The sequence below is a fragment of the Pectobacterium peruviense genome (assembly GCF_003312355.2).
GTDB classification, from domain to species: Bacteria; Pseudomonadota; Gammaproteobacteria; order Enterobacterales; family Enterobacteriaceae; genus Pectobacterium; species Pectobacterium peruviense.
In genome coordinates this window covers 2,560,995-2,581,026 of record NZ_CP161826.1, presented here as the reverse complement: position 1 = coordinate 2,581,026, position 20,032 = coordinate 2,560,995, and the positions used below count along the sequence as shown (strand labels likewise).

Here is a 20,032-nt window from a genome sequence, read left to right as displayed (position 1 = left end):
AAAGCCAGCGTCTGCTGGCTTTTATACTTTGCGCTTCCTACTCGGTTAACAGACTAAAAAGTGGAATGTGGATCACATTTTTTCTATAGTGCTGGCTTGTAACCCAGTACCGGATGTCCCGTGCACGAAATATTTGAAATGCTCCTTGCGGTCTTTGACCGCGCTGCCCTGATGCTGATTTGCCTATTCTTCCTGACAAGAACGCGCCAGTTCCGGCAATTACTGCAAAAAGAGCAACATTCGCCGAGAGAGCGAGTGACGGTGACGGCCATCTTTTCTCTGTTTGCTTTGTTCGGTACGTATTCCGGAATTAATGTTGAAGGATCGCTCGTCAACGTGCGGGTGATTGCCGTGATGTCTGGCGGTATTCTCTTCGGCCCTTGGGTGGGGATCGCGACGGGTATCATTGCGGGAGCACACCGTTATTTAATTGATATTGATGGCATTACCTCTGTACCTTGCCTGATTACCAGCATCATCGCGGGTATCACTTCCGGTTACATCAATAAGAAAATCAAAAAAGAGCAGCAGTGGAGTATCGGAATTCTGGGCGGAATGCTGTGTGAGTCATTAACCATGCTGCTGGTTGTTGCATGGGCGACGCCGATCGAGTTAGGGCTGGATATTGTTTCAAAAATTGCCGTGCCGATGATTCTTGGCTCCATCTGTATTGGCCTGATTGTACTGCTGGTGCAGAGCGTCGCGAATGAAAAAGAGGTGATTGCTGCTAGGCAGGCCAAACTCGCGCTGGATATCGCACACAAAACACTGCCGTATTTCCGCAACATTAACAGCGATTCACTGACGGCTATTTGTAGGATCATTCGTACTGAAATTAATGCGGACGCAGTGGCGATAACGAACACGCAGCACATTCAGGCCTATGTGGGGATTGGAGAAGACAAATATAATATCGGCCACGACATTATCAGCCCGATGACACAGCAGGCGATCCATGACGGTAAAATCATCATTAAAAATAATGATGAACAGCATCTTACGCCGGAAATTCATTCGATGATTGTCATCCCGCTGTGGGAACACGGGCAGGTGACTGGCACGCTGAAAATCTATTATCGCCATGCCCATAAAATTACTTATTCATTACGCGTGATGGCTGTCGGCCTATCGCAAATCATGTCAACGCAAATTGAGGTTTCTCGTACAGAGCAACTGCGTGATATGGCAAATAAGGCGGAACTGAGAGCGCTGCAAAGTAAAATCAATCCGCACTTTCTTTTTAATGCTCTGAATGCGATTTCCTCGTCCATTCGTATTAATCCCGATACGGCGCGCCAGTTGGTCATCAATCTGTCTCGCTATTTGCGCTATAACCTCGAACTCAACGACGATGCGCTGATTGATATAAAAAAAGAGCTGTACCAAATTCAAGATTATATCGCGATTGAACAGGCGCGGTTTGGCGCGAAGTTGACGGTGATTTACGACATTGACGACGATGTGGCGTACAAAATTCCTAGCTTATTAATTCAGCCGCTGGTGGAAAATGCGATAGTGCATGGTATTCAGCCTTTCAAAGGGAAGGGAACCGTGGTGCTGTCCGTGAAAGATCAGGGCGATAAGTTGCTGGTGGCGGTAAAAGATACGGGCCACGGCATCAGTCAGGAAACGATGGATCGCGTTGCGCGCAATGAATTGCCGGGGAATAAAATCGGCCTGCTGAATGTTCATCACCGGGTCCGGCTGCTCTATGGTGATGGCCTGCATATTCGCTGTTTGGAACCCGGGACTGAGATTTATTTCTACATCCCACGAGACGATAAAACCCCGTCGGCGCTGCCGGATGCCGTGCAAGTGCCGTCATCAAGCTATGCTGCTGAGCAAACAGGAGGCAACCCATGAAAGCCATCATTGTTGAAGATGAGTTCCTCGCGCAGCAAGAGCTGAGTTATCTCATCAAGCAGCACAGTGATATTACGATTGAGGCAACATTTGATGACGGGTTGGATGTCCTGAAGTATCTGCAACATAACGAAGTCGATGCGATCTTTTTGGATATCAATATTCCGTCGCTAGACGGCGTTTGGCTGGCGCAAAATATCAGCAAATTCGCGCACAAGCCTTACATCATTTTTATTACGGCGTACAAAGAACATGCGGTCGAGGCATTTGAAGTCGAGGCTTTCGATTACATTCTCAAGCCGTATCATGAATCTCGCATCATTACGATGTTGCGTAAGCTGGAAGCGACCTGGCAACAGCGGCAAATTGCACCCGCCGTTGAAGCAGGCGCGCATTCGAGCGCACCAAGAGGCGCACAGCAAACGATTAATTTAATGAAAGACGAACGGATTATCGTCACGGATATTAACAATATCTACTACGCTGCCGCGCAAGAAAAGGTCACTCTGGTTTATACCCGCCGTGAGGAATTCATCATGCCGATGAATATTACGGAGTTTTGTAGTCGCCTACCGGAAGACTATTTTTTCCGCTGTCATCGTTCTTACTGTGTCAACCTGACGAAAATCCGTGAAATTGTGCCGTGGTTTAACAATACGTATATCCTGCGTTTGAACGATCTGGATTTTGAAGTCCCGGTCAGCCGGAGCAAAATAAAGGAGTTCAGGTCATTGATGCGCCTTTAAAGGCATTTCATTCCGCGTTTCAGGCATCTCATTCCCCATTCGATCAATCACTGTCAGCCCGCTTGTATACTGGCCTCAGCCCATAAGCTGACAGTGTTTTGATGGCTTTTCTCTTCTCCACATCAGCTTATATTTTTTAGCGTGCCGAGTGAATCGGACCCATTTTTGATGTAGGGGAAAACCCATGAATACTAAACCTGTTAATCGGGGATTGATTGTCCTCGGTACCATTATCACCCAAATGGGACTTGGCACGATTTACACCTGGAGTTTATTCAACCAGCCGCTGGTGGACAAATTTGGCTGGACGTTGAGTTCCGTTGCAACGACGTTTTCAATCACCAGTTTCTGTCTGGCATTTGCAACGCTATTTGCCGGTAAATTTCAGGAACGTATTGGCCTGCGCCGCTTGACCATGATCGCCGGCATCGCGCTGGGTGTCGGTCTGATGGCGAGTGCAGTGAGTCCGTCGCTGACGCTGATTTATCTGCTGGTAGGGGTTGTTGTCGGTTTTGCTGACGGCACGGCTTACATTACGACGCTGTCCAATTTGATCAAATGGTTCCCCAATCGCAAAGGGCTAATCGCGGGCATTTCGGTTGGCTCATTCGGTACCGGAAGTCTGTTGTTCAAATATGTAAACAGCTTTTTGATTTCGGAAGTGGGTGTATCAGAAACCTTTTTCTACTGGGGAATTATCGTTATGGCGATGATTCTGGTCGGGAGTTCATTGCTGAAAGAGCCTGCTGCGGTGCCGGTACAGCAAGCTGCGATTCAGGGACAGGCACGCGATTTCTCGCTGGCTGAGATGTTGGCAACCAAAGAGTCGTATTTGCTATTTATTATCTTTTTCACTGCGTGCATGAGCGGTCTGTATTTGATCGGTATTGTGAAAGATATCGGTGTGCAAATGGCAGGAATGGATATGGCAACGGCGGCAAATGCCGTGTCTGCGATTGCGATTTTTAATACCGTTGGGCGTATTGTGCTTGGGGCGCTTTCCGATAATGTCGGGCGTATGCGGGTTATCACCTTTACGCTGTTTGTGACAATTCTGGCTGTGTCCGTGATGACGTTCCTGCCGCTTAATCCAATTCTGTTCTTTACCTGTGTCAGCGCGATTGCCTTCTGCTTTGGCGGCAACATCACGGTGTTCCCAGCGATTGTTGGTGACTTCTTCGGCCTGAAAAATCACAGTAAAAATTATGGCGTGATTTATCAGGGATTTGGTATCGGCGCGTTGTCTGGCTCGTTTATCGCCGCACAACTCGGTGGATTCCAGGCGACATTTATGGCAATCATCATTATGTCAGTCATCTCTCTGCTGATTACCTTGTGGATTAAACCGCCTAAACATCAGCCTGTTGCTGCCTCAATGCGCGCTGATATGGCGCACGCACAGAGCTGATAGAACGCCACGTTAACAGAACATTGCGCTGGGCCTCATATGTTGCCCAGCGCAAAATACTTCCTCTTTTCTGCCTCAAAATCTCTTCCCTTTAGTTGCTGAAATATCGCGATACAGTTCATCACTTTCCCAGTCATCCACGTGTCACAGGCGAACCCTAGCGTCGTTATCGGCACGTCTTTTCCCTGAAGCGGGCTTCCTTAAAAACAACCGATCTTAAAAATGACGTCCTTTAAAAATGACGTCCCTTGAAAATGAGAATAGTAACCGGAGAAAACACCATGATGATTCGGTTTAGGTTCACATCTGTTTTTTTGATGCTGTTGAGTATGGTTTTACTTGTCCCGCTGTCTGCCAGAGCGGCCGTTGAACTGACATTTTGGCATGGCATGGACAGCAACCTGAACACGGAGTTGATACGGCTGGTCAATCGGTTTAACGAATCTCAGACGACGTACCACGTTGAACCTATCTATAAGGGCAGCTATGAGCAGACGCTTGCCGCTGGCATTGCCGCCTATCGCACCGGTAACGCGCCGGATATTTTGCAGGTTTATGATGTCGGTACGCCGAATATGATGCACAGCGGGGCGATTGTCCCAGTGTATGACCTGTTCAAACAGGTTGGTATCGATAATGACGAAAAAGCCTTTCTGCCCGCCGTGGCGCTGTTTTACAGCGACAGCCAGACTGGGCATCTGATTTCCCAGCCGTTTAATAGCTCAACGCCTGTTCTCTACTACAACAAAGATGCGTTCATCAAAGCGGGACTCGATCCCGATAAACCTCCACGTACCTGGAATGAGCTAGCGTACGATGCGGCACGACTGCGTCAGAGTGGGATGACATGCGGCTATACCAATGCAGGACAGCAGGGGTGGGTATTATTGGAGGCTTTTAGCGTATGGAACGGGCTGCCGATTGCGACGAAAAACAATGGTTTCGATGGTGTTGATGCGCATCTGTTGGTGAACGGCCCGTTGCAGGTCGCGCACATTGCTCAGCTTGCAGAGATGATGAAGAAGAAGGAATTCAGCTATTTCGGCCGCAATGACGAGGGCACTACCCGCTTTTATAACGGCGATTGCGGCATATTGACCACCTCATCGGGTGGGCTACGCAAGATTCAGAACTATGCCAAATTCCATTACGGTGTAGGGATGTTGCCTTACAGCGAAGAGGCTAAAGGCGCGCCGCAGAATACGTTCATCGGAGGGGCAAGCCTCTGGGTTATGAAAGGCCAAACGGCCTCTCATTATCAAGGGATTGCTGAATTCCTGCATTTCCTTACGCTGCCGGAAAATGCTGCCGAATGGCATCAGATGACAGGCTATTTGCCGGTGACGCAGCCAGCCTACGATCTGACGCGCGAGCAGGGGTTTTATGCCAGATACCCCGGCAGTGATGTTGCCATGAAACAGATAACCAATAAGCCACCATTGCCTTATACGCGCGGGTTTCGATTAGGCAATATGCCGCAAATTCGTACCATCATGGACGAAGAGTTGGAGAAAGTTTGGGCAGAACAAGAAACGCCCCAGCAGGCGCTGGATAATGTGGTTTCGCGCGGTGATCTTCTGTTGCAGCATTTTGCGCAGTCGGTGTCCCGTCATTCGTGATATATCCCGTTTATGTGGAGTTTTCGACTGATGACAAAGCAAGGTAAAGGTATAACTCAGGAATTAATTACGGCGCAAAACACGGCGGTTCTGGCAGTAGCACATCGCGGTGTTTGGGCATCGGCGCCGGAAAATTCGCTGGCGGCGCTGCGAGAAGCTATTCATCTGGGTGTGGATATCGTGGAGATCGATGCGCAATTAACGGCAGATAGTCACGTTGTCGTGATTCATGATGATACGCTTGATCGCACGAGTAATATGAGCGGCCGCATTGGCCAGATGACGCTGGAGGAGATTCGTCAGGCGCGCTTACGTGGGAGTGACGGCGGTTCGGCATGGCCGCTGAGTAACGAAAAGGTCCCACTGTTATATGAGATTCTCGAAGAGGCGCGAGGGCGTGTGATCATCAATGTAGATGTGAAGCACGATCGCGAATGTGGTGTGATCGCACGCGATATTCGTGATAAAGGACTTAGCGCGGGCGTAATCATGAAAAGTCCGGTTAATCTTTCTTCAGCCTGTTTTCCTATCTTATCGCCGTCTCAGGATACCCAGATACCGTATATGCCGTTGATTCACCTTCAGCGGGGGATAACTGTTGATATTCTGAGGCAGGTTGACGATTTCGGCGTTGCCATGGTGGAAGCTAATTTTGACTACATTGAGGCGTTGGTTGAGACGTCTGCTGAATTTCAACGACTTGGCGTACGAATTTGGGTGAACTCGCTGGATTGCGCGCATTCGCTCGATTATAACGATACGCGAGCCTTAGCCGATCCTGATGCGGTATGGGGAGCATTAATTCGCGCTGGCGTGGGTGCAATTCAGGTAGATCACGCGGCAGCATTTATTGATTTTCGGTCAACGCTGTCGCGCTGATGCATAAGGATTATCAGTAGGCAGGGGGCCGCTTTCCTTTTGAAAAGTGTAAAGTTATGTGGATTTAGTAACTGAAAAGTTAAGAATGCTTGAAAATGCCACGGCAACCCATACGATGTAGGTGTTGCAAACTTTATCTTTCTGCGAGAGGAAATCAGACTTTTATGATGCGTATTGCGCTTTTCCTGATCACCAACCTGGCGGTGATGTTGGTTTTCGGGCTGGTACTCAGCCTGACGGGAATTCAGTCCAGCAGTGTCCAGGGCTTAATGATTATGGCTGGGCTGTTTGGCTTTGGCGGTGCGTTTGTTTCACTGCTGATGTCTAAATGGATGGCGTTACGGTCCGTTGGCGGTGAAGTCATTGAACAACCACGTAACGAAACCGAACGTTGGCTGGTGGAAACCGTGCGTTCACAGTCACAGCAGGCTGGGATCGCGATGCCACAGGTGGCAATCTACCATGCACCTGACATTAATGCGTTCGCAACGGGAGCCCGTCGTGATGCATCGCTGGTGGCAGTAAGCACCGGTTTGCTGCAAAACATGAGCCGTGATGAGGCCGAAGCGGTTATCGCGCACGAAATCAGCCACATCGCGAATGGCGACATGGTGACGATGACGTTGGTTCAGGGGATAGTAAACACCTTCGTTATCTTTATCTCTCGTCTGATCGCTCAGGTTGTTTCCGGCTTTCTTTCTGGCAACCGCGATGAAGGTGAAAGCAGCAACGGTAATCCGTTGGTTTATTTTGCTGTCGCAACCGTGCTTGAGCTGGTGTTCGGTATTCTTGCCAGCATTATCACCATGTGGTTCTCACGCTACCGTGAATTCCATGCGGATGCCGGTTCTGCCAAGCTGGTGGGGCGTGAGAAAATGATTGCTGCACTACAACGCTTGAAGACCAGTTATGAGCCGCAGGAAGAAGGCAGCATGATGGCCTTCTGCATTAACGGCAAATCGAAGTCCTTCAGCGAACTGTTCATGTCACACCCGCCGTTGGATAAGCGTATTGAAGCGTTGCGCTCCGGCGAATACTTGAAGTAATTCACGCTATTATCTTCCCAAAGGCCCATTCGGGCCTTTGTTATTTCTGCGGTTGCTGATTCACCAATCCTGTACTTTCTTCGTCTGACTGTTTTCATTAGATCTGAAACAGGTGGTGAAAATATGAAGAATGTTTTATAAAATAAAACCACGATCACGGAAAAATGAAACATTGTTTCTATAATGCCGATATAACAGGCGTCTCGCGTGAGATTGGTGGCCTGATTTTTGAACAACCGCTGTCGGGGTGACCGATTGGTCGGACGATCAGGAATGTCAGGTTATCGGAGAGTATGCGCGTGTGGCGTCAAATTCTTCATGATAAGTTCTAAGGATTTACGGATGGCCAAAGGTAACAAGATCCCCCTAACGTTTCATACCTACCAGGATTCAGCAACCGGCACCGAAGTTGTGCGTCTAACCCCGCCCGATGTTATCTGCCACCGCAATTATTTCTACCAGAAGTGTTTCTTCAATGACGGTAGCAAACTGCTGTTTGGCGCTGCATTTGATGGCCCATGGAACTACTATCTGCTGGATTTAAAAGAGCAGAACGCCACACAGTTGACGGAAGGCAAAGGCGACAACACCTTTGGTGGTTTCCTGTCTCCGAATGACGATGCGCTGTATTACGTGAAAAATACCCGCAATCTGATGCGTGTTGATTTGGCTACTCTGGAAGAGAAAACGATTTATCAGGTGCCTGACGACTGGGTCGGCTACGGTACTTGGGTTGCCAACTCCGATTGCACCAAAATGGTCGGTATTGAGATCAAGAAAGAAGACTGGAAGCCACTGACCGATTGGAAAAAATTCCAGGAGTTCTACTTCACTAACCCTTGCTGCCGTCTGATTCGCGTCGATTTGGTAACGGGCGAAGCAGAGACTATCCTTCAGGAAAACCAATGGCTGGGTCACCCAATCTACCGTCCAGGTGATGACAACACGGTTGCTTTCTGTCACGAAGGCCCGCATGACCTGGTTGATGCCCGTATGTGGTTCATCAACGAAGATGGTACCAACATGCGTAAAGTGAAAGAGCATGCTGAAGGCGAAAGCTGCACTCACGAATTCTGGGTGCCAGATGGTTCAGCGATGATTTATGTCTCTTATCTGAAAGACGATACCAACCGCTATATCCGCAGCATCGATCCCGTTACGCTGGAAGATCGCCAACTACGCGTCATGCCGCCGTGTTCTCACCTGATGAGTAACTATGATGGCACTCTGTTGGTCGGTGATGGTTCCGATGCACCGGTCGACGTGCAGGATGATGGTGGCTACAAAATTGAGAACGATCCGTTCCTGTATGTTTTCAACCTGAAAACGGGCAAAGAACATCGTATTGCGCAGCACAATACATCCTGGGAAGTGTTGGAAGGGGACCGTCAGGTCACTCACCCGCACCCATCTTTCACGCCGGATAATAAACAGGTTCTGTTTACTTCTGACGTAGATGGAAAACCAGCGCTGTATCTGGCGAAGGTTCCTGATTCAGTCTGGAACTAATAATACTAATAAATCCGCGTCACGTTTCATGGCGCGGATTATTTTAAAATATTTACTTACATATTACTTTATTAAGTCTCTGACGCGGTTATTTCTCAAACTTAACTTGATTATCGTTATTGCTCCATTGCCATAATCAAAGCGTTCCCTTTATACTAAAACCATTGTTCTATTTTTTTTAAAACAAAAAAACCTGAGTAGGGTAACCACAAAAATGGCTATTGCAGATTTAGATAAACAACCCGATTCCGTGTCGTCCGTTTTAAAGGTTTTTGGTATTTTGCAGGCATTAGGTGAAGAGAGAGAAATTGGTATTACCGAGCTTTCTCAGCGAGTCATGATGTCTAAGAGTACCGTTTACCGCTTCTTGCAGACGATGAAATCCCTGGGCTATGTCGCGCAGGAAGGTGAATCAGAGAAATATTCGCTGACGCTCAAGTTGTTTGAACTTGGTGCAAAAGCATTGCAGAACGTAGATTTAATCCGCAGTGCGGATATACAGATGCGCGAGTTGTCTGTGCTGACGCGGGAAACGATCCACCTTGGCGCGTTGGATGAAGACGGCATCGTTTATATCCACAAGATTGATTCTATGTATAACCTGCGCATGTATTCGCGCATTGGTCGCCGTAATCCATTGCACAGTACCGCAATTGGTAAAGTGCTGTTGGCGTGGCGCGATCGTGGTGAAGTGGAAGAGGTTCTGTCTACTGTCGAATTCACGCGTAGTACGCCGCACACGCTGTGTACTGCTGAAGATCTTCTCAATCAGTTGGATGTCGTGCGCGAGCAAGGCTACGGAGAAGATAAAGAAGAACAGGAAGAAGGGCTGCGTTGTATCGCTGTGCCAGTATTCGACCGTTTTGGCGTGGTGATTGCTGGCCTCAGTATTTCTTTCCCAACGATTCGTTTTTCGGAAGACAATAAACACGAATATGTGGCCATGCTGCACACCGCAGCCAGAAATATCTCTGAGCAAATGGGCTACCACGATTACCCTTTCTGATATTCCCTATCGATTCTTGAGCCTGTCTTTACCGACAGGCTTTTTTTTATTTTTGTACCAGTACCATAGCGATGTGCATCAACATGATGCGGTTAACGGATGGGTTTGGGTATCGAACTTGGCTATGCCACGGTGTTAAGATAGCCGACAGGTACTGTCATAGGTGGTTATAAGTGGAGTCGTTGTGAACATATTAGAAGTGGTTTTTGTCTTGCTGGTTGTGTTGTTGGCGGCGCTGGTCTGGTTTTTTGTCAATCGGGCGAGTGTCAGAGCGAATGAGCAAGTGAAATTGCTGCAAGAGATCGTAGAGCAGCAACGTCAGCAGTTAGCATTATTGAAGAAATTGCTGCCCCATAATGTAGAGAAAAGTGAGCCTGAAACGCTTGCTGCCGAGCTCGATAGTGATGATGTGGAGCTAACGTTTAAAAGTGTCATCCCTGAACGTTAATGGCTCAGTCACTGTGTCGCGCCTTTGCCTGTTTACGCCATCTTTCATGCTGATGATGCGAACAGGTATTGAGATAAAAAGAAAGAAGGCTTTACAGGAAGCTCAAAAATAACATGGCAAATGCTCAAAACAACATAGCAGATGATCAACAGGAAATGGTTTTAAAACGAGGGTTAAAAAACCGACATATTCAGCTGATTGCGCTGGGTGGTGCGATTGGTACTGGATTGTTTCTAGGAATATCGCAGACTATCCAAATGGCAGGGCCGTCCGTTTTATTGGGCTACGCTATCGCCGGAATGATTGCGTTTCTGATTATGAGACAGTTGGGTGAGATGGTGGTGGAAGAGCCCGTTGCGGGTTCGTTCAGCCATTTTGCCTTTAAATACTGGGGTGACTTTGCAGGATTTCTGGCTGGCTGGAACTACTGGGCGATGTTTATTCTGGTCGGGATGGCTGAGCTGACGGCCGTAGGGATTTACATCCAATATTGGTGGCCTGAGACACCGACCTGGCTGTCCGCAGCGATATTCTTCGTGCTGATTAACCTTATCAATCTGGTTAATGTGAAGATGTTTGGGGAAACAGAATTCTGGTTCGCTATTATCAAAGTGCTTGCCATCGTCGGGATGATTGTCTTCGGCAGTTGGCTGTTGCTGAGTGGTAATGGCGGCGAAACGGCAACGGTACGTAACTTATGGATCCATGGCGGATTCATGCCGAATGGTGCAAGCGGATTGATCATGGCAATGGCAGTGATCATGTTTTCATTCGGCGGTTTGGAGTTAGTCGGGATCACGGCTGCTGAAGCTGCCGACCCGAAACGCTCTATTCCTCAGGCAACCAATCAGGTGGTATATCGCATCCTGATTTTCTATATCGGCGCGCTATCGATTTTATTATCGCTCTATCCATGGGGAAATGTGGTTGGCGGCGGTAGCCCGTTTGTTCTGATTTTCCATGCACTGAACAGCAACATAGTGGCAAACGTACTTAACGTTGTGGTGCTGACGGCGGCGCTATCGGTGTATAACAGCGGTGTATATTGCAATAGTCGGATGCTGTACGGCTTGGCAAAACAGGGCAATGCGCCGAAATCTCTCGCCAAGGTCAATGCACGTGGTGTTCCCGTTCGTTCTATCGCGCTATCAGCGCTAGCGACTTCACTGGGTGTGGCGATTAACTATCTGATGCCGGGTAAAGCCTTTGAACTGTTGATGGCGCTGGTGGTTTCAACGCTGGTGATTAACTGGATCATGATCTGCTTTGCACACCTGCGTTTTCGTCAGGCAATGATAGAGAAGGGGATTGAGCCTGCGTTTAAAGCCTTCTGGTATCCGTGGGGTAACTATCTGTGTCTGGCGTTTCTGGCGGGGATTTTGGTGATTATGCTGTTGTCGCCGGGGATTCGCATTTCGGTATTGTTAATTCCGTTCTGGATTGCTGCCATTTGGCTTGGCTTCCGGTTCTCCCGCAAAAATAGTGCTAGTGCTGCGTTGAAGTCGACTCAAACGCAGTAAACCGTCTTGTGGCCTGTTCGTCACGATGCAAAGGTGAGCAGGCTACCCATCCGGCTTTAACACACAACTTATAAGGTGTATTATTGCCTCGACGTTATCCATGTCACGCTAGTGCGCGCCTGTCGTCGTGTGCATCATGTGTATATATTTCGCAGAGTACAGAGAAATAGCATGGTTAACACTTTTGATTTTCAATTGATATGCGATTTTTTGCATGTGAGCTTTCGTGTGGCTCACCACTGTAAATAAGGGAATTATAATGCCAGTTATCACCCTTCCTGATGGAAGTCAGCGTCATTACGACCACGCCGTTTCTCCACTGGATGTTGCACTTGATATCGGTCCCGGTCTGGCAAAAGCCTGCATCGCGGGACGCGTCAATGGCGAGCTGGTTGACGCCAGCGATAAGATCGACACCGATGCGCAGTTAGCCATCATCACAGCTAAAGATGACGCAGGTCTGGAAATTATTCGTCACTCCTGTGCGCACCTGCTGGGTCATGCGATCAAGCAACTATGGCCAGATACCAAAATGGCGATTGGTCCGGTTATCGACAACGGTTTTTACTATGACGTTGACATCGACCGTACCCTGACTCAGGAAGACATCGAGCTGCTCGAAAAGCGTATGCACGAGCTTGCTGACACCGACTATGACGTAATCAAGAAAAAAGTCAGTTGGCAGGAAGCGCGCGATGCGTTCGCTGCACGCGGTGAGACCTACAAAATTGCGATTCTGGATGAGAACATCAGCCACGACGATCGTCCAGGTCTGTATCACCATGAAGAATACGTCGATATGTGCCGTGGTCCGCACGTACCGAATATGCGTTTCTGCCACCATTTCAAATTGCAGAAAACCTCCGGTGCTTATTGGCGTGGCGACAGCAAAAACAAAATGCTGCAACGTATCTACGGCACAGCATGGGCGGATAAAAAGCAGCTGGCTTCTTACCTGCAACGTCTTGAAGAAGCGGCTAAGCGCGATCACCGCAAGATAGGCAAACAGCTTGACCTGTATCATATGCAGGAAGAGGCGCCGGGTATGGTGTTCTGGCACAACGACGGTTGGACGATCTTCCGCGAGTTGGAAGCGTTTGTGCGTATGAAGCTGAAGTCGTACCAGTATCAGGAAGTAAAAGGTCCATTCATGATGGATCGTGTAATGTGGGAAAAGACCGGTCACTGGGATAACTACAAAGAAGCGATGTTCACGACTTCATCAGAGAACCGTGAGTACTGCATTAAGCCGATGAACTGCCCAGGCCACGTACAGATTTTCAATCAAGGATTGAAATCCTATCGCGATCTGCCGCTGCGTATGGCTGAGTTCGGTAGCTGCCACCGTAATGAACCGTCAGGCTCTCTGCATGGTTTAATGCGTGTGCGCGGTTTCACTCAGGACGACGCGCACATCTTCTGTACGGAAGAGCAGGTTCGTGATGAAGTGAACAGCTGCATCAAGATGGTGTATGACATGTACAGCACCTTCGGTTTTGAAAAAATCGTGGTGAAACTGTCTACGCGTCCTGAAAAACGTATTGGTAGCGATGAGATGTGGGATCGCGCTGAAGCCGATTTGGCAGCAGCGTTGACTGAAAATAATATCGAATTCGACTATCAGCCGGGTGAAGGGGCGTTCTACGGCCCAAAAATTGAATTTACCTTGCACGACTGTTTGGATCGCGCGTGGCAGTGTGGTACGGTGCAGCTCGACTTTTCATTACCGGGTCGTCTGAGCGCGTCTTACGTTGGCGAAAGCAACGAGCGTCAGGTACCGGTTATGATTCACCGGGCTATTTTGGGATCAATGGAGCGTTTCATCGGTATTTTGACCGAAGAGTTCGCTGGCTTCTTCCCAACTTGGTTAGCTCCGGTTCAAGTGGTGATTATCAATATCACAGATAGCCAGTCTGATTATGTCAACGAATTGACTCAAAAACTGCAAGAAGCGGGCATTCGTGTAAAAGCAGACTTGAGAAATGAGAAGATAGGCTTTAAAATCCGAGAACATACTTTACGGCGTGTTCCCTATATGCTGGTTTGTGGCGACAAAGAGGTCGAGGCAGGAAAAGTTGCTGTCCGTACTCGTCGTGGTAAAGACCTGGGGAGCCTAGACGTCAGTGAAGTTATCAGTAAGCTGCAGCAAGAAATTCGCAGCCGTAGTCTTCATCAATTGGAGGTATAGGTATTAAAGGCGGAAAACGAGTTCAACCGGCGCGTCCTAATCGCATCAACAGAGAGATTCGCGCAAATGAGGTACGCCTAACTGGCGTCGAAGGCGAACAGCTGGGCATCGTAAGTCTAAATGAAGCATTAGAAAAAGCCGAAGAAGCAGGTGTTGATTTAGTTGAAATCAGTCCGAACGCCGAGCCGCCGGTTTGCCGAATTATGGATTACGGCAAGTTCCTTTATGAGAAGAGTAAGGCTACAAAGGAACAGAAGAAAAAACAAAAAGTTATTCAGGTCAAGGAAATCAAATTCCGACCTGGTACCGATGATGGTGACTATCAGGTCAAACTACGCAACCTGATTCGCTTTCTGGAAGATGGTGACAAAGCTAAAATCACACTGCGTTTCCGCGGTCGTGAAATGGCACACCAACAGATTGGTATCGAAGTGCTTAACCGCGTTCGTGACGATCTGAGTGAACTGGCAGTTGTCGAGTCCTTCCCATCGAAGATCGAAGGCCGCCAGATGATCATGGTGTTAGCACCGAAGAAGAAACAGTAAGGCATTCAAGTAGCAATGCCGTGGGGCCTCTGTGTCGTGCGGTTTTGTTCGCCTTATCTGATTCGTTTTATTAACAATGCGAAGTGGAAATAACAATGCCAAAGATTAAAACAGTACGTGGCGCCGCTAAACGCTTTAAAAAAACCGCCGGTGGTGGTTTCAAGCGTAAGCATGCTAACCTGCGTCATATTCTGACCAAAAAGTCGACTAAGCGTAAACGTCATCTGCGTCCTAAAGGTATGGTTTCCAAAGGGGATCTGGGCCTTGTGATTGCATGTCTGCCGTACGCATAAGTAACCTTTTTTTAATTCAGAATAAGACTTTAGGAGAGAGCATATGGCTCGCGTAAAACGTGGTGTAGTTGCCCGTGCACGTCACAAGAAAATATTGAAACAAGCGAAAGGTTACTACGGTGCCCGTTCGCGCGTTTATCGTGTTGCCTTCCAGGCAGTAATCAAAGCTGGTCAGTACGCTTACCGCGACCGTCGTCAACGTAAACGTCAATTCCGCCAGCTGTGGATTGCACGTATCAATGCAGCAGCCCGTCAAAATGGCTTGTCTTACAGCAAATTCATCAATGGCCTGAAAAAAGCCTCTGTTGAAATTGACCGTAAGATCTTGGCTGATATCGCAGTATTCGACAAGTTAGCGTTCAGCGCTCTGGTCGAAAAAGCGAAAGCGGCACTGGCGTAAGTCAGTTGAAAGAGGGAGCTTTGGCTCCCTCTTTTCGTCAAGCTCTATCGTCAAACACCACTGTTTTTGTATTAACAGACTTTTTATTTACAAGACAAGGTAACGCAAGTATGAACGCTGCTATTTTCCGTTTCTTTTTTTACTTTAGCGCCTGAACTCAGGGGGCTTTGCGCATAAGAAAAGAAACGAAAAGTAGCGCTTAAGCCTCCCTCAGGGAGGCTTTTTTGTTTATAATTATCGGTTTTTACTATCGTTTTTAGTAAAACGACATTCTTCAATCATGACCGTTGGCCGCATAGGCAGAAAAAGAGGAACACAATGCCACATCTCGCAGAGCTGGTTGCCAAAGCCAGAACAGCTATAGAAGAGGCTCAGGATGTTGCCGCACTGGAAAATGTGCGTGTCGAATACCTGGGTAAAAAAGGTCACTTAACCCTTCAGATGACCTCGCTGCGCGAGTTGCCGGCTGAAGAACGCCCTGCCGCTGGCGCTGTTATAAATCAGGCCAAGCAAGATGTTCAGGACGCGCTGAATGCGCGTAAGCAAACGCTGGAATCCGCTGAGCTAAATGCGCGTCTGGCGCAGGAAACTATCGATGTATCTTTGCCGGGACGCACCATTGAGAATGGTGGTCTGCACCCAGTGACGCGTACCATCGATCGTATCGAGACTTTTTTCGGCGAGCTGGGTTTTTCCGTAGTAACCGGGCCAGAAATCGAAGACGACTACCACAACTTTGATGCGTTAAATATTCCAGGTCATCACCCTGCACGTGCCGACCATGACACATTCTGGTTCGATGCTAAACGCCTGCTGCGTACACAGACTTCTGGCGTTCAGATCCGCACCATGGAAAAGCAGCAGCCACCTATTCGTATCATCGCACCGGGCCGCGTTTATCGTAACGATTACGATCAGACCCACACGCCGATGTTCCATCAGATGGAAGGATTGATCGTCGATAAAGACATCAGCTTCACCAATCTGAAAGGCACGCTGCATGATTTCCTGCGTAATTTCTTTGAGGAAGATTTGCAGGTTCGCTTCCGTCCGTCTTATTTCCCGTTTACCGAGCCATCCGCAGAAGTGGATGTCATGGGTAAAAACGGCAAATGGCTGGAAGTATTGGGTTGCGGCATGGTGCACCCGAATGTCCTGCGTAATGTCGGTATCGACCCAGAAGTGTATTCCGGTTTCGCGTTCGGTATGGGTATGGAGCGTCTGACGATGCTGCGCTATGGCGTGACCGATCTGCGTGCATTCTTCGAAAACGATCTGCGTTTCCTCAAACAGTTTAAGTAAGGCGGGTATACATCATGAAATTCAGTGAACTCTGGTTACGCGAGTGGGTAAACCCGGCAGTCGACAGCGAAACGCTATCCGAACAAATCACGATGGCCGGGCTGGAAGTGGACGGTGTTGAGCCCGTTGCTGGCGCATTCCACGGTGTGGTTGTCGGTGAAGTGGTTGAATGTGGGCAGCACCCAAATGCAGATAAACTGCGTGTGACGAAAGTCAATGTAGGCGGTGAGCGCGTGCTGGACATCGTCTGCGGCGCGCCGAACTGCCGCCAAGGCCTGAAAGTGGCGGTAGCGACAGTCGGTGCCGTGTTGCCGGGTGATTTCAAAATCAAAGCAGCCAAACTTCGTGGCGAACCGTCTGAAGGCATGCTGTGCTCATTTTCCGAATTGGGTATTTCCGACGATCACGATGGCATCATTGAACTGCCAGCAGATGCACCGATTGGCACGGATATTCGTGACTATCTAAAGTTAGATGACAACGCGATTGAAATCAGCGTGACGCCAAACCGTGCGGATTGTTTAGGCATCATCGGCGTGGCACGTGATGTCGCTGTGTTGAATCAGTTGGCGCTGAATGAACCGGTTGTTGAGCCCGTTGCCGCGACGATTCAGGATACTTTCCCGATTCAGGTCGACGCACCGCAGGCATGTCCGCGTTATTTAGGCCGTGTAGTTAAAGGCATCAACGTTAAAGCGGCAACGCCATTGTGGATGCGTGAAAAACTGCGTCGTTGCGGTATTCGTTCTATCGATCCCGTGGTTGACGTGACTAACTACGTTTTGTTGGAACTCGGCCAGCCGATGCATGCATTCGATCTTGACCGTCTCAACGGCGGCATTATTGTGCGTATGGCAGAAGAAGGTGAAACGCTAACGCTGCTGGATGGCAACAAAGCGACGCTGAATGCGGATACGCTGGTTATTGCTGACCAACAGAATGCGCTCGCAATGGGCGGCATCTTTGGCGGCGAGCATTCTGGCGTCAACGAAGAAACGCAAAATGTTCTGTTGGAATGTGCCTATTTTAACCCGCTGTCGATTACCGGACGCGCACGTCGTCAAGGTTTGCACACCGATGCTTCCCACCGCTACGAGCGTGGCGTCGATCCGGCGTTACAACACAAAGCGATTGAACGCGCCACTCGTCTGCTGATCGATATTTGTGGTGGCGAAGCAGGTCCGGTCGTTGATGTCACTAGCGACACTGATTTGCCAACGCGTGCAACGATTACGCTGCGTCGTGAGAAACTGGATCGTCTGATTGGCCATGTGATTGCCGATGAGCAGGTGAGCGATATCCTGCAACGTCTGGGCTGTAACGTGGTGAAAACCGACGCGGGTTGGCAGGCGACTGCACCTAGCTGGCGCTTCGACATGGAAATTGAAGAGGATTTGGTTGAAGAAGTCGCGCGTATTTACGGCTACAACAACATTCCGAATATTCCTACTCAGGCTCCATTGATCATGACCTCGCATCGCGAAGCGTCGCTGTCATTGAAGCGCGTGAAGACATTATTAGTCGATCACGGCTACCAAGAAGCAATTACTTACAGTTTTGTTGACCCGAAAATTCAGGGACTAATTCATCCGAATGAGGCGTCACTGAGCCTGCCGAGCCCGATTTCCGCAGAGATGTCGGTGATGCGTTTATCGCTGTGGAGCGGCTTGCTGAGCGCAGCAGTGTATAACCAAAACCGTCAACAAAGCCGCCTGCGTCTGTTTGAAAGCGGTCTACGTTTTGTACCGGATGTGGGTGCTGACCTGGGTATTCGTCAAGATCTGATGCTGGCGGGTGTGATTACTGGCTCGCGTTATGAAGAGCATTGGGATCTGGCGCGTCAGGCCGTTGACTTCTATGATTTAAAAGGCGATTTGGAGGCGGTACTCGCGTTGACGGGTAAGTTGTCTGAGGTTGAATTCAAGGTCGAAAACAATCCGGCATTGCATCCAGGGCAAAGTGCTGCTATTTATCTGTGCGGAGAACGCATTGGATTTATTGGCGTTATTCACCCAGAACTGGAGCGCAAGTTGGATCTTAACGGGCGCACCGTGGTGTTCGAATTGTTGTGGGATAAGGTCGCAGACCGCGTATTGCCTGATGCGAATGAGATTTCCCGCTTCCCTGCGAACCGTCGCGATATTGCCGTTGTGGTCGCTGAAAATGTCCCTGCGGGCGACATTTTGGCTGAGTGTAAGAAAGTTGGCGCAAATCAGTTAGTTGGCGTAAACTTATTCGACGTGTACCGAGGGAAGGGCGTAGCGGAAGGTTATAAGAGTCTGGCTATCAGCCTGACCCTGCAAGATACCACGCGTACACTGGCAGAAGAGGAAATTGCCGCTACCGTTGCAGAATGCGTAGCAGCATTAAAACAGCGATTCCAAGCATCCTTGAGGGATTGAACCTATGGCGCTTACTAAAGCTGAAATGTCAGAATACCTGTTTGAGAAGCTCGGGCTGAGCAAACGGGATGCCAAAGAGCTAGTCGAGCTGTTTTTTGAAGAAGTTCGTCGCGCTTTGGAAAATGGCGAGCAGGTCAAGTTGTCAGGTTTTGGCAATTTTGATTTGCGAGACAAGAACCAACGTCCGGGGCGTAACCCAAAAACTGGCGAAGATATTCCGATTACGGCGCGCCGTGTGGTCACGTTCCGTCCGGGGCAAAAGCTAAAAAGCAGGGTAGAGAACGCCTCTCCCAAAGAGTAACCGTGTCACCCAAAAAGGCCGCGCAAGCGGCCTTTTCCTATCTATACACTTTTCACTTTATCAGCGTCATTGTCTGCTGATGCAGCATGCCGCGCGGCTAAACGAACGGTTCGTTCGGTTGCCATCTTTGGCGATGTTTCTCTTTTGGGGTAATCCGGCACTGGTCGATGATCGTCAATTAAATGGCGTATTGCCAGAATCGGGTGACGTAGCAACATCCGTGGTCCCGACCAGCGCATAATCGCTTTGATCGCCTCGCGTTTTGCGGGTTGGTAGCAGTGAATAGGGCAATGCTTACACGCGGGTTTATCTTCACCGAAATGACAACGCTCCAGACGTTTGATGGCGTAGCTGAATAAGTCCTTATACTGTGCACTCGCTCCGGTTTCAGGGTGATGTTTTTCATACAAATCGATCATCAATCCGACGGTACGGATCTCCCGCTGTCGATATTTTCCCAGGGGTTTTCTCGCCATGTTCGTCATGTCCTGATGAAATCACAATAGGTGTATTTTAAATGCAATTTATTGCAAGGGAAACCACTGAAGTCACATCTA

General features: G+C 48.9%; 19 protein-coding genes and 1 other annotated feature. Of the genes, 18 read left to right on the top strand and 1 reads right to left on the bottom strand.

The genetic code is table 11. The features are described from left to right. The first annotated feature begins 120 nt into the window (after positions 1-120). The 18 genes from DUT67_RS11715 (at position 121) to ihfA (ending at position 19,475) form a co-directional block, all read left to right on the top strand. Entirely contained in the window at positions 121-1,863 is a 1,743-nt protein-coding gene (locus tag DUT67_RS11715) for a sensor histidine kinase (RefSeq protein WP_113625877.1), read from the top strand. Then, positions 1,860-2,609: a LytTR family DNA-binding domain-containing protein gene (locus DUT67_RS11710; protein ID WP_113625878.1), complete on the top strand. Its 750-nt coding sequence runs from the start codon at positions 1,860-1,862 to the stop codon at positions 2,607-2,609. The genes DUT67_RS11715 and DUT67_RS11710 overlap by 4 nt, the downstream gene beginning before the upstream one ends. 184 nt (positions 2,610-2,793) lie before the next feature. Continuing rightward, entirely contained in the window at positions 2,794-4,017 is a 1,224-nt protein-coding gene (locus tag DUT67_RS11705) for an OFA family MFS transporter (RefSeq protein WP_113625879.1), read from the top strand. A gap of 329 nt (positions 4,018-4,346) precedes the next feature. Next, the gene (gene ugpB / locus DUT67_RS11700; RefSeq protein WP_262983462.1) at positions 4,347-5,636 is read left to right on the top strand and encodes a sn-glycerol-3-phosphate ABC transporter substrate-binding protein UgpB; all 1,290 of its coding nucleotides are present in this window, start codon (positions 4,347-4,349) and stop codon (positions 5,634-5,636) included. A gap of 30 nt (positions 5,637-5,666) precedes the next feature. Further along, positions 5,667-6,515 (top strand): glycerophosphodiester phosphodiesterase family protein, encoded by an 849-nt coding sequence (locus tag DUT67_RS11695; protein WP_113631926.1) that lies wholly within the window; start codon positions 5,667-5,669, stop codon positions 6,513-6,515. 164 nt (positions 6,516-6,679) lie between these two features. Then, complete coding sequence (htpX, locus tag DUT67_RS11690) at positions 6,680-7,561, top strand: protease HtpX (protein ID WP_048260355.1); 882 nt, start codon at positions 6,680-6,682, stop codon at positions 7,559-7,561. 342 nt (positions 7,562-7,903) lie between these two features. Continuing rightward, positions 7,904-9,070, top strand: a complete 1,167-nt coding sequence (gene ogl, locus DUT67_RS11685; RefSeq protein WP_039322626.1) for an oligogalacturonate lyase — start codon at positions 7,904-7,906, stop codon at positions 9,068-9,070. Positions 9,071-9,284: 214 nt separating this feature from the next. Next, positions 9,285-10,076, top strand: coding sequence for a DNA-binding transcriptional regulator KdgR (gene kdgR / locus DUT67_RS11680; RefSeq protein ID WP_048260353.1), 792 nt, complete (start codon positions 9,285-9,287; stop codon positions 10,074-10,076). A 184-nt stretch (positions 10,077-10,260) separates the two neighbouring features. Continuing rightward, positions 10,261-10,524: a YebO family protein gene (locus DUT67_RS11675; protein WP_113631927.1), complete on the top strand. Its 264-nt coding sequence runs from the start codon at positions 10,261-10,263 to the stop codon at positions 10,522-10,524. 113 nt (positions 10,525-10,637) lie between these two features. Beyond that, positions 10,638-12,044 (top strand): amino acid permease, encoded by a 1,407-nt coding sequence (locus tag DUT67_RS11670; protein ID WP_113631928.1) that lies wholly within the window; start codon positions 10,638-10,640, stop codon positions 12,042-12,044. 259 nt (positions 12,045-12,303) lie between these two features. Further along, on the top strand, positions 12,304-14,232 hold the full coding sequence (gene thrS, locus DUT67_RS11665) for a threonine--tRNA ligase (protein ID WP_048260347.1): 1,929 nt from the start codon (positions 12,304-12,306) through the stop codon (positions 14,230-14,232). A 2-nt stretch (positions 14,233-14,234) separates the two neighbouring features. Beyond that, positions 14,235-14,777 carry a translation initiation factor IF-3 gene (infC, locus tag DUT67_RS11660; protein ID WP_011093973.1) on the top strand — a complete coding sequence of 181 codons (543 nt, stop codon included), beginning with the start codon at positions 14,235-14,237 and terminating at the stop codon, positions 14,775-14,777. Between the two features lie 95 nt (positions 14,778-14,872). Further along, complete coding sequence (gene rpmI, locus DUT67_RS11655; protein WP_005968897.1) at positions 14,873-15,070, top strand: 50S ribosomal protein L35; 198 nt, start codon at positions 14,873-14,875, stop codon at positions 15,068-15,070. Positions 15,071-15,113: 43 nt separating this feature from the next. Next, the gene (rplT, locus tag DUT67_RS11650) at positions 15,114-15,470 is read left to right on the top strand and encodes a 50S ribosomal protein L20 (protein ID WP_005968887.1); all 357 of its coding nucleotides are present in this window, start codon (positions 15,114-15,116) and stop codon (positions 15,468-15,470) included. 104 nt (positions 15,471-15,574) lie between these two features. Further along, positions 15,575-15,699: a sequence feature (Phe leader region), on the top strand. Beyond that, on the top strand, positions 15,581-15,625 hold the full coding sequence (gene pheM / locus DUT67_RS11645; RefSeq protein ID WP_106120997.1) for a pheST operon leader peptide PheM: 45 nt from the start codon (positions 15,581-15,583) through the stop codon (positions 15,623-15,625). It overlaps the preceding feature by 45 nt. A gap of 89 nt (positions 15,700-15,788) precedes the next feature. After that, positions 15,789-16,772: a phenylalanine--tRNA ligase subunit alpha gene (gene pheS, locus DUT67_RS11640; protein WP_011093972.1), complete on the top strand. Its 984-nt coding sequence runs from the start codon at positions 15,789-15,791 to the stop codon at positions 16,770-16,772. A 14-nt stretch (positions 16,773-16,786) separates the two neighbouring features. Then, entirely contained in the window at positions 16,787-19,174 is a 2,388-nt protein-coding gene (pheT, locus tag DUT67_RS11635; RefSeq protein WP_113631929.1) for a phenylalanine--tRNA ligase subunit beta, read from the top strand. A 4-nt stretch (positions 19,175-19,178) separates the two neighbouring features. Continuing rightward, entirely contained in the window at positions 19,179-19,475 is a 297-nt protein-coding gene (gene ihfA / locus DUT67_RS11630; RefSeq protein ID WP_009112984.1) for an integration host factor subunit alpha, read from the top strand. A 41-nt stretch (positions 19,476-19,516) separates the two neighbouring features. On the opposite strand, the gene DUT67_RS11625 is transcribed toward ihfA, so the two are convergent. Beyond that, positions 19,517-19,951, bottom strand: coding sequence for a nitrous oxide-stimulated promoter family protein (locus DUT67_RS11625; RefSeq protein ID WP_072062032.1), 435 nt, complete (start codon positions 19,949-19,951; stop codon positions 19,517-19,519). Positions 19,952-20,032: the final 81 nt, after the last annotated feature.

Bases quoted from the DNA above. Each gene is read 5' to 3' on its own strand.
- thrS (WP_048260347.1), top strand. From the start codon at position 12,304: ATGCCAGTTATCACCCTTCCTGATGGAAGTCAGCGTCATTACGACCAC.
- kdgR (WP_048260353.1), top strand. From the start codon at position 9,285: ATGGCTATTGCAGATTTAGATAAACAACCCGATTCCGTGTCGTCCGTT.
- DUT67_RS11705 (WP_113625879.1), top strand. From the start codon at position 2,794: ATGAATACTAAACCTGTTAATCGGGGATTGATTGTCCTCGGTACCATT.
- DUT67_RS11695 (WP_113631926.1), top strand. From the start codon at position 5,667: ATGACAAAGCAAGGTAAAGGTATAACTCAGGAATTAATTACGGCGCAA.
- pheT (WP_113631929.1), top strand. From the start codon at position 16,787: ATGAAATTCAGTGAACTCTGGTTACGCGAGTGGGTAAACCCGGCAGTC.
- ihfA (WP_009112984.1), top strand. From the start codon at position 19,179: ATGGCGCTTACTAAAGCTGAAATGTCAGAATACCTGTTTGAGAAGCTC.
- htpX (WP_048260355.1), top strand. From the start codon at position 6,680: ATGATGCGTATTGCGCTTTTCCTGATCACCAACCTGGCGGTGATGTTG.
- ugpB (WP_262983462.1), top strand. From the start codon at position 4,347: ATGGTTTTACTTGTCCCGCTGTCTGCCAGAGCGGCCGTTGAACTGACA.
- ogl (WP_039322626.1), top strand. From the start codon at position 7,904: ATGGCCAAAGGTAACAAGATCCCCCTAACGTTTCATACCTACCAGGAT.
- DUT67_RS11625 (WP_072062032.1), bottom strand. From the start codon at position 19,951: ATGGCGAGAAAACCCCTGGGAAAATATCGACAGCGGGAGATCCGTACC.
- DUT67_RS11710 (WP_113625878.1), top strand. From the start codon at position 1,860: ATGAAAGCCATCATTGTTGAAGATGAGTTCCTCGCGCAGCAAGAGCTG.
- DUT67_RS11670 (WP_113631928.1), top strand. From the start codon at position 10,638: ATGGCAAATGCTCAAAACAACATAGCAGATGATCAACAGGAAATGGTT.
- rpmI (WP_005968897.1), top strand. From the start codon at position 14,873: ATGCCAAAGATTAAAACAGTACGTGGCGCCGCTAAACGCTTTAAAAAA.
- rplT (WP_005968887.1), top strand. From the start codon at position 15,114: ATGGCTCGCGTAAAACGTGGTGTAGTTGCCCGTGCACGTCACAAGAAA.
- pheS (WP_011093972.1), top strand. From the start codon at position 15,789: ATGCCACATCTCGCAGAGCTGGTTGCCAAAGCCAGAACAGCTATAGAA.